Annotated in this window: 7 protein-coding genes; 5 read left to right on the plus strand and 2 right to left on the minus strand. The window is 74.5% G+C overall.

Features of this window, described 5'->3' with window-relative positions:
* The first annotated feature begins 47 nt into the window (after window positions 1-47).
* Window positions 48-776, plus strand: coding sequence for a class III extradiol dioxygenase subunit B-like domain-containing protein (locus HZS56_RS29765; RefSeq protein WP_216723908.1), 729 nt, complete (start codon window positions 48-50; stop codon window positions 774-776).
* A 358-nt stretch (window positions 777-1,134) separates the two neighbouring features.
* On the opposite strand, the gene HZS56_RS29770 is transcribed toward HZS56_RS29765, so the two are convergent.
* The gene (locus HZS56_RS29770) at window positions 1,135-1,416 is read right to left on the minus strand and encodes an antitoxin (RefSeq protein ID WP_216723909.1); all 282 of its coding nucleotides are present in this window, start codon (window positions 1,414-1,416) and stop codon (window positions 1,135-1,137) included.
* 24 nt (window positions 1,417-1,440) lie between these two features.
* Window positions 1,441-1,734 (minus strand): hypothetical protein, encoded by a 294-nt coding sequence (locus HZS56_RS29775; protein ID WP_216723910.1) that lies wholly within the window; start codon window positions 1,732-1,734, stop codon window positions 1,441-1,443.
* 183 nt (window positions 1,735-1,917) lie between these two features.
* On the opposite strand from HZS56_RS29775, the gene miaA reads away from it, so the two are divergent.
* From miaA to HZS56_RS29795, 4 genes are all read left to right on the plus strand, one after another.
* Window positions 1,918-2,856: a tRNA (adenosine(37)-N6)-dimethylallyltransferase MiaA gene (gene miaA, locus HZS56_RS29780; RefSeq protein WP_216723911.1), complete on the plus strand. Its 939-nt coding sequence runs from the start codon at window positions 1,918-1,920 to the stop codon at window positions 2,854-2,856.
* 107 nt (window positions 2,857-2,963) lie between these two features.
* Window positions 2,964-3,479, plus strand: a complete 516-nt coding sequence (locus tag HZS56_RS29785) for a hypothetical protein (protein ID WP_216723915.1) — start codon at window positions 2,964-2,966, stop codon at window positions 3,477-3,479.
* Window positions 3,480-3,548: 69 nt separating this feature from the next.
* Window positions 3,549-4,442: a diaminopimelate epimerase gene (gene dapF, locus HZS56_RS29790; RefSeq protein ID WP_216723912.1), complete on the plus strand. Its 894-nt coding sequence runs from the start codon at window positions 3,549-3,551 to the stop codon at window positions 4,440-4,442.
* A 261-nt stretch (window positions 4,443-4,703) separates the two neighbouring features.
* Window positions 4,704-6,911, plus strand: coding sequence for a RelA/SpoT family protein (locus tag HZS56_RS29795; protein ID WP_216723913.1), 2,208 nt, complete (start codon window positions 4,704-4,706; stop codon window positions 6,909-6,911).
* Window positions 6,912-7,389 lie beyond the last annotated feature (478 nt).

Below are 7,389 nucleotides of genomic sequence, written 5' to 3' on the forward strand. Positions count from 1 at the left end.
GCGGGGGGTGCCGCGGCGTGCGGCGGCTCGGGGCTACGCTGCCGATCATGCTTGTCGCCGCCGCCGTCTGCCCCTGCCCGCCGCTCCTGGTCCCCGAGGTCGCCGCGGGTGCCGCGCCCGAGCTGGACGCCGCGCGCGCCGCGTGCGCGGAGGCGCTGGGGGTGCTCGCCGCAGCCCGCCCCGACCGGCTGCTGGTCGTCGGCCCCGGGGACTCCGCCGGGCCCGAGGTCCATCCACAGGGGGCGCGGGGCTCGTTCCGCGGCTTCGGCGTCGAGGTGGACGTACGGCTGGGCCACGGCCATGGTGCGGAGCCGGAGCCGGAGCGGACCGGCGGGGAGCTGCCGTACGGGCTTGCGGTGGGAGCCTGGCTGCTGGGCCGGGCCGCTTGGTCCGGCGTGCCCGTCGAGGGCGTCGGCGTGGGTGAGGACCTGCCCGCCGAGCGCTGCGCCGCACTCGGCCGGGACGTCGCCGCGGACGCCGGGCGGTTGGCCATGCTGGTGATGGGCGACGCCAGCGCGTGCCGCACGCTCAAGGCACCCGGGTACCTCGACGAGCGGGCGGCGCCCTTCGATGCCGAGGCCGGACGCGCGCTCGGTGCGGCGGACCTCGCCGCACTCGCCGCGATGGACGTCGTACTGGCCCGCGAGCTGAAGGTCTCCGGGCGGGCGCCCTGGCAGGTCCTGGCGGGCGCGGCGGAGGGCGCGGAACTCACCGGCACGCTGCTGTACGAGGACGCGCCGTACGGCGTGGGGTACGTCGCCGCCACCTGGTCCTAGGGACCAACGGCCCGCTCCCGCACCGGTTCACACCGACCCCGACCGGCCGGAGCCCGACGGACCCCTCCTGCTCGGCCGGGAGCCGGCCGGATTCCACCCGCTCGGCCGGGAGCGGGTCCGACGGCGCCCCCTCGGCCGCGAGTGGATCGGGCACGCCTGCTCGGGCGGAGCCGGCCCGGTCCCTCCTGCTCGGCCGGGCGTCGGCTGCCGGGGCGGCGTGCGGCGTGGGCCGGTGAGCACGACAGGGACGGTCACGGAACGCGTCCGTGAACGCGCTCCGTGACCGTCCCTCGCCGTGCCGTCGCTACGGGCCCACCGGCCCGGTGGCGCCCCGGGCAGGGAGCCGATGGCGGCCCGGTCAGGAAGCCGGGGGCGGCCCCGAGGGAGGGGGACCGCCGGGTGTGCCGCCGCCCCCGTCCGTGCCTCCGTCGTCCTTGCGGGCGAGGCGTTCCATGGCGTCCTTGGCCTTGCCCGTGCCCGTCTGGATCCGGTCGCTGTACTTGCCCTTGGTCCGCTCGTCGACGGTCCGCGCGACCTTGTCCAGACCGCGGTCGATCTTGTCCCCGTGCTGTTGCGCGAGGTCGGAGACCTTGCCCTTCGCCGGTCCGATTCTGGCCTTCAGATTGTCCAGGAGACCCATGCTTCGCCTTCCCTCACGGGGCAGTCAGGTGCGGGCGCCCTTGTCGGCCTCGTTGTCGACGGCCTCCCCGGCGGACTGCTGCTTGGGGATGCCGACGCCGTCCGAGTCGGCGGCTTCGGAGGCCTTGGCGGCTCCGTCGGCCTCCGCGGTGTTCCGGGGGCCGGCGGTGTCGGCCGTTTCCGGCGCCTCGGCCGGCTTCTCCGCCGCCCGCTCGGCGTCCGCCGCCGCCTCGGCCCGCGTACCGGCCGCCGCCGCCTCTTCCGTCGCCTTCTCCTCGGTCGTCCTCGACCTCCGAAGAAGCCGCGCAAAAACGCCCATATCAACTCCATATGCTACTCGTGCGGGCGACATCCCGCGGTCCCCGGTACGTCCGTCCGCGTGGCCGGGACCCTGGCCCCGGTGGTCCGGGGAGCGGGAACCTCGCAACGGGCAACGAACCCCGGCACGGACCGTCACGTAACTCGTTCGAGGGTGAGGTGAGAGGTTTGCGAGACTGGTCCGGTGAGCAGCGCACCTCCCACCCCCCGTGTCATCGCCGTGGTCGGCCCCACCGCGGCCGGAAAGTCCGACCTGGGCGTCTTCCTCGCCGAGCGGCTCGGCGGCGAGGTCGTCAACGCCGACTCCATGCAGCTCTACCGTGGGATGGACATCGGCACCGCCAAACTGACTCCCGAGGAGCGCGGCGGAGTGCCGCACCACCTCCTGGACATCTGGGACGTGACGGTCACCGCGTCCGTCGCGGAGTACCAACGACTCGCACGGGAGCGGATCGACGCGCTGCTCGCCGCCGGACGCTGGCCGGTCCTCGTCGGCGGCTCCGGCCTCTACGTCCGCGGTGCCGTCGACCACCTGGAGTTCCCCGGCACCGACGCCGGTATCAGGGCCCGGCTGGAGGAGGAGCTCGCGCTGCGGGGCCCGGGCGCGCTGCACGCGCGCCTGGCCGTCGCCGACCCCGAGGCGGGGCGGGCCATCCTGCCCAGCAACGGGCGCCGGATCGTGCGCGCCCTGGAGGTGATCGAGATCACCGGGCGTCCCTTCACGGCCAACCTCCCGGGGCACGACTCGGTGTACGACACCGTCCAGATCGGCGTCGACGTGGCGCGCCCCGAGCTGGACGAGCGCATCGCCCACCGCGTCGACCGGATGTGGGACGCCGGTCTGGTCGAAGAGGTGCGCGCACTGGAGGCGCGCGGGCTGCGCGAGGGGCGTACGGCGTCGCGCGCACTCGGCTACCAGCAGGTCCTCGCGGCGCTCGCCGGCGAGTGCACGCTGGAGGAGGCGCGTACCGAGACCGTCCGTGCCACCAAGCGCTTCGCGCGCCGTCAGGATTCGTGGTTCAGGCGCGACCCGCGGGTGCACTGGTTGAGTGGGGGTGTGGCGGACCGCACGGAACTTCCCGAGCGCGCGCTGTCGTTGGTCGAACGACCGGTTACAGCCTGATCACGTGATGGCATCGGGACGCTCCGGCCGTCATCCGGGCCTCCGGCGGCGTGCCATCATCGAGCTTCGATCGACCGAGTGAGTCCTAGTTGGGAGGGCGCGTGGCGATGGAGGCCGGCCCTCGTGACACCGCACCGAGCACCGAGCACGGCACCGCCGAGAACGGCGTCGCCGAGCACGGTGGATCCAGGCCCGACGGCGCCGCACTCAGCCCCGACGGCCCGGACGCGACGCCCGAAGGTGTCGCCGCCGACGGTCCCGAGCCCGACGAGATGTACGGCGACGAGGTCGAGGTCGAACTGCGCCCGCAACGACGGCTGCGCCTGTGGCAGTTGGCGCCCATCGTGTGCCTTGCAGCCGTCGGCTCCCTGATGTTCGCCTTCCCGCTCGCCTTCGACTTCGGCGACAGCGGCGCCGTGATCGCCATGCTGGGACTGCTGATCTGCTCGTGCGCCGCCGGCTGGGGCATGATGGCCGCACGCCGCGTCGGTTACACGTGGCCCGGCCTGCCGCAGCGCGGGTCGGGGTGCCGCGCCGACTGGCGGATGATCCTCGTGTACGCCCTGGCGGTCGCCGCCGTCGTCGTCCTCGCCGTGTGGCGGGTCGCCCGCCTGCGCGGCTGACACCCCCACGCCGTCGGGACCACCGTCCGCCGCTCGTCGCCCCCGGCACCCACCCCGTACGATCGAGGAATGAGCACGCGGATCGCCTTCCTCAAGGGTCACGGCACCGAGAACGACTTCGTGATCGTCCCCGACCCGGAGAACGCCCTCGACCTGCCCCCCGCCGCGGTCGCCGCCCTGTGCGACCGCCGCGCCGGCATCGGAGGCGACGGCCTGCTGCACGTGGTGCGGTCCGCGGCGCACCCCGAGGCCGGGGACATGGCGGCCGAGGCGGAGTGGTTCATGGACTACCGCAACGGCGACGGCTCGGTCGCCGAGATGTGCGGCAACGGCGTACGGGTCTTCGCCCGCTACCTGCAGCGCGCCGGGCACGTCGGCGACGGCGACCTCGCCGTCGCGACGCGCGGGGGAGTCAAGCGCGTCCATCTCGCCAAGGCCGAGGCCGACAGCGGCTCCGCCGCGGGCGACATCACCGTCGGCATGGGCCGCGCGCTGCTCCCCGAGGGCGATGTCGAGGTGAGCGTGGGCGGGCGCAGCTGGCCCGCGCGGAACGTGAACATGGGCAACCCGCACGCGGTCGCCTTCGTCGCCGACCTGGCCCACGCCGGCGACCTGTACGCACCGCCGCCCTACGAGCCCGCCGGCGCCTACCCCGACGGGGTCAACGTCGAGTTCGTGGTCGACCGGGGCCCCCGCCACGTCGCGATGCGCGTGCACGAACGAGGCTCCGGGGAGACCCGCTCGTGCGGCACCGGCGCGTGTGCCGTCGCCGTCGCCACCGCCCGCAGGGACGGCGCCGACCCGGCGGTCACCGGCGCCCCGGCCACGTACACCGTCGACCTGCCCGGCGGCACCCTGGTGATCACCGAGCGCCCCGACGGCGAGATCGAGATGACGGGCCCCGCGGTGATCGTCGCGGAGGGGGAGTTCGACTCCGCCTGGCTGGAAGGGGTACTCGACTGAAGCGCGAACCGCAGCACCGGCACGGACCAGGCCACGAGCGGGTGAACCGGCGCCCGGTCCATGACACTCAGTGCGAAAACGTAAACCCTCGGTCCATCGCTCGAATGGGTGATCCGTTTCACGCTCGGCGAGAGGCGGTCGGCCGCACGTGATGGGCTCGATAGCATCAAGCACCGGCCCGGGCGGGGGACCGACGCCATCCCCTGAGCCGTGTCCGCCCTGGGACACCCCGTCCGCCGGTCCGTGCAGCCGGAGGTGCCCATGAACGCGGAGGCCGTGAATCCAGCGAGCCCGGGCCCCGTGCCGCCCGCGGCCGGCGGCGCCGCCGCACAGGCCCCCCGCCGAAAGGCCCGCCCACGGCTCGATCTGCGCCGCCTGGGCCGTGCCGCTCTCCTGGGCACCGGCTCCGCAGCCCGCGGCCGACTGCCCGACGCCATCGGCCATGTCGTCGAGGCCCACCGCGCCCACCACCCCGACGCGGAACTCGACCCACTGCGCCGCGCCTACGTCCTCGCCGAGTCCTCGCACCGCGGCCAGATGCGCAAGAGCGGCGAGCCGTACATCACCCACCCCCTCGCCGTCACCCTGATCCTCGCCGAACTCGGCGCCGAGACCACGACGCTGACCGCCTCCCTCCTCCACGACACCGTCGAGGACACGGACGTGACGCTGGACCAGGTCGGCGAGGAGTTCGGCGCCGAGGTCCGCTACCTCGTCGACGGCGTCACCAAGCTGGAGAAGGTCGACTACGGCGCCGCCGCCGAGCCCGAGACCTTCCGCAAGATGCTCCTCGCCACCGGCAACGACGTCCGCGTGATGTCGATCAAACTCGCCGACCGGCTGCACAACATGCGCACCCTCGGCGTCATGCGCCGCGAGAAGCAGGAGCGCATCGCCAGGGTCACCCGCGACGTCCTCATCCCGCTCGCCGAACGGCTCGGGGTCCAGGCGCTCAAGTCCGAACTGGAGGACCTGGTCTTCGCGGTCATGCACCCCGAGGAGTACGCCCTCACCCGCGAGCTCGTCGCCGAGAACGCCGCCCGCGCGGACGATCCGCTCGCCGCGGTCGCCGACGAGGTGCGCGGCGTGCTGCGCGAGGCCGACATCCCGGCCGAAGTCCTCATCCGGCCCCGCCACTTCGTCTCCGTGCACCGCGTCTCCCGCAAACGCGGCACACTGCGCGGCGCGGACTTCGGTCGCCTGCTGGTACTCGTCCAGGAGGACGCCGACTGCTACGCCGTCCTCGGTGAACTGCACACCTGTATGACGCCCGTCGTCTCGGAGTTCAAGGACTTCATCGCTGTTCCCAAGTTCAACCTGTACGAGTCGCTGCACACGGCGGTCGCCCGCGCGGAGGACGGTCAGGTCGTCGAAGTCCTCATCCGCACCCACCAGATGCACAAGGTCGCCGAGGCCGGCGTCGTCGCCCTCGGCAACCCCTACGCGCCGTCGCCGGATGAGCAGGGCGCGGGGGACGGCGAGCGCGCCGACCCGACCCGGCCCGGCTGGCTCTCCCGCCTGCTCGACTGGCAGCGCGGCGCCCCCGACCCCGACACGTTCTGGTCCACCCTGCGCGAGGACCTCGCCCAGGACCGCGAGATCACCGTATTCGGCCCCGACGGCGGCACCCTCGGCCTCCCCGAGGGCGCGACCTGCGTCGACGCCGCCTACGCGCAGTACGGCGAGGACGCCCACGCGACGATCGGCGCCCGCGTCAACGGCCGGCTGGCGACCATGAGCACCGTGCTGCGCGACGGTGACACCGTGCAGCTCCTGATGGGTCAGGACCCCGCCTCCGAGCCCTCCCGGGACTGGCTGGAGCACGCCCGCACGCCCGCTGCGCGGATCGCCATCCGGCGCAGGCTCGCGGCCCGTCCGGCAGCGCAGGCCGCCGACGCGGAGAAGCTGGAGGATGCGAAGAAGGCGGAGAAGGCGGAGGGGACGGCACGTGGGTCCGGAGTCGTCGACACGCCTGCCCAGCGCCCCGGCTCCGACGGCCCGGCGCCGCGCACTCCGGCCACCGACGTCCTGGTCGACGCGCCGGGCGCGACCGTACGTCTGGCGGGCTGCTGCACACCCGTACCGCCGGACGAGATCACCGGCTTCCCCGTACGCGGGGGAGTGGTGACCGTCCACCGCGCGGAGTGCGCCGTGGTGGCGCGCATGAGGGGCGCGGGCCGCCCCGAGGCCGGCGTGAGCTGGGGAGAGAGCACCCAGTGCCGGGTGACGCTGCTCGCCGAATCGTTCGGCCGCCCGCACCTGCTGGCCGACCTCACCGAGGCCATGGCCCTCGAAGGCGCGGAGATCGTCTCCGCGACGGTCGAACCCCCGGACCGGCAACGGGTCCGCCACAGCTACACGGTCGTCCTCCCGGACGCGGCCCGGCTGCCCGCCCTCATGCGCGCGATGCGCGACGTGCCCGGTGTGTACGACGTGAGCCGCGCGCAGCCACACCCCACGGGGGTCTGAGGCGTCCCCCGGGCGGGCGCCGGGGCCACTACTGGGGGCGCCGGGGTCACTGGGGTGCGGGGTCGTTGGGATGCCGGGGTGCAGGGGTGACGGCGGGCGGGTGCGCGGCAGTGTGGCTGCCGGTGGCCATCCGACGATCCGGCGTACGCCACCGGGCCGGGGCGGCAGGAAACCATGGGTCGCCGTGGCACGGGCCGCCGGTCGGCCGGTGCCCCACCGGCGGCCCCGTCGGCAGCCTCGGCGGTCGGCGCGGCGGTCGGCCCGGGCCGGCGGCGCAGGGTCAGCGGGTCGTGGCGTCGCCGGTCGCCGGTCGTCGGGATGCCGTCGCGGCCCGGCCCCCGGCCGCCGGGGAACCGCTCGCCCGGGAGCTCCGGAACCTCCGGACCCCGGAACCTGGACCCCGGAACCCCGGGACTCCAGAACCCCCGGACCCCCGGACCCCGGAACCCAGGACTCCGGATCCCGGACCTCGTGCGTC

The organism is Streptomyces mayonensis (assembly GCF_018982965.1).
In the GTDB taxonomy this organism is placed as follows: domain Bacteria; phylum Actinomycetota; class Actinomycetes; order Streptomycetales; family Streptomycetaceae; genus Streptomyces; species Streptomyces mayonensis.

Bases quoted from the DNA above. Each gene is read 5' to 3' on its own strand.
- HZS56_RS29775 (WP_216723910.1), bottom strand. From the start codon at position 1,734: ATGGGCGTTTTTGCGCGGCTTCTTCGGAGGTCGAGGACGACCGAGGAG.
- HZS56_RS29765 (WP_216723908.1), top strand. From the start codon at position 48: ATGCTTGTCGCCGCCGCCGTCTGCCCCTGCCCGCCGCTCCTGGTCCCC.
- HZS56_RS29770 (WP_216723909.1), bottom strand. From the start codon at position 1,416: ATGGGTCTCCTGGACAATCTGAAGGCCAGAATCGGACCGGCGAAGGGC.
- HZS56_RS29795 (WP_216723913.1), top strand. From the start codon at position 4,704: ATGAACGCGGAGGCCGTGAATCCAGCGAGCCCGGGCCCCGTGCCGCCC.
- HZS56_RS29785 (WP_216723915.1), top strand. From the start codon at position 2,964: ATGGAGGCCGGCCCTCGTGACACCGCACCGAGCACCGAGCACGGCACC.
- dapF (WP_216723912.1), top strand. From the start codon at position 3,549: ATGAGCACGCGGATCGCCTTCCTCAAGGGTCACGGCACCGAGAACGAC.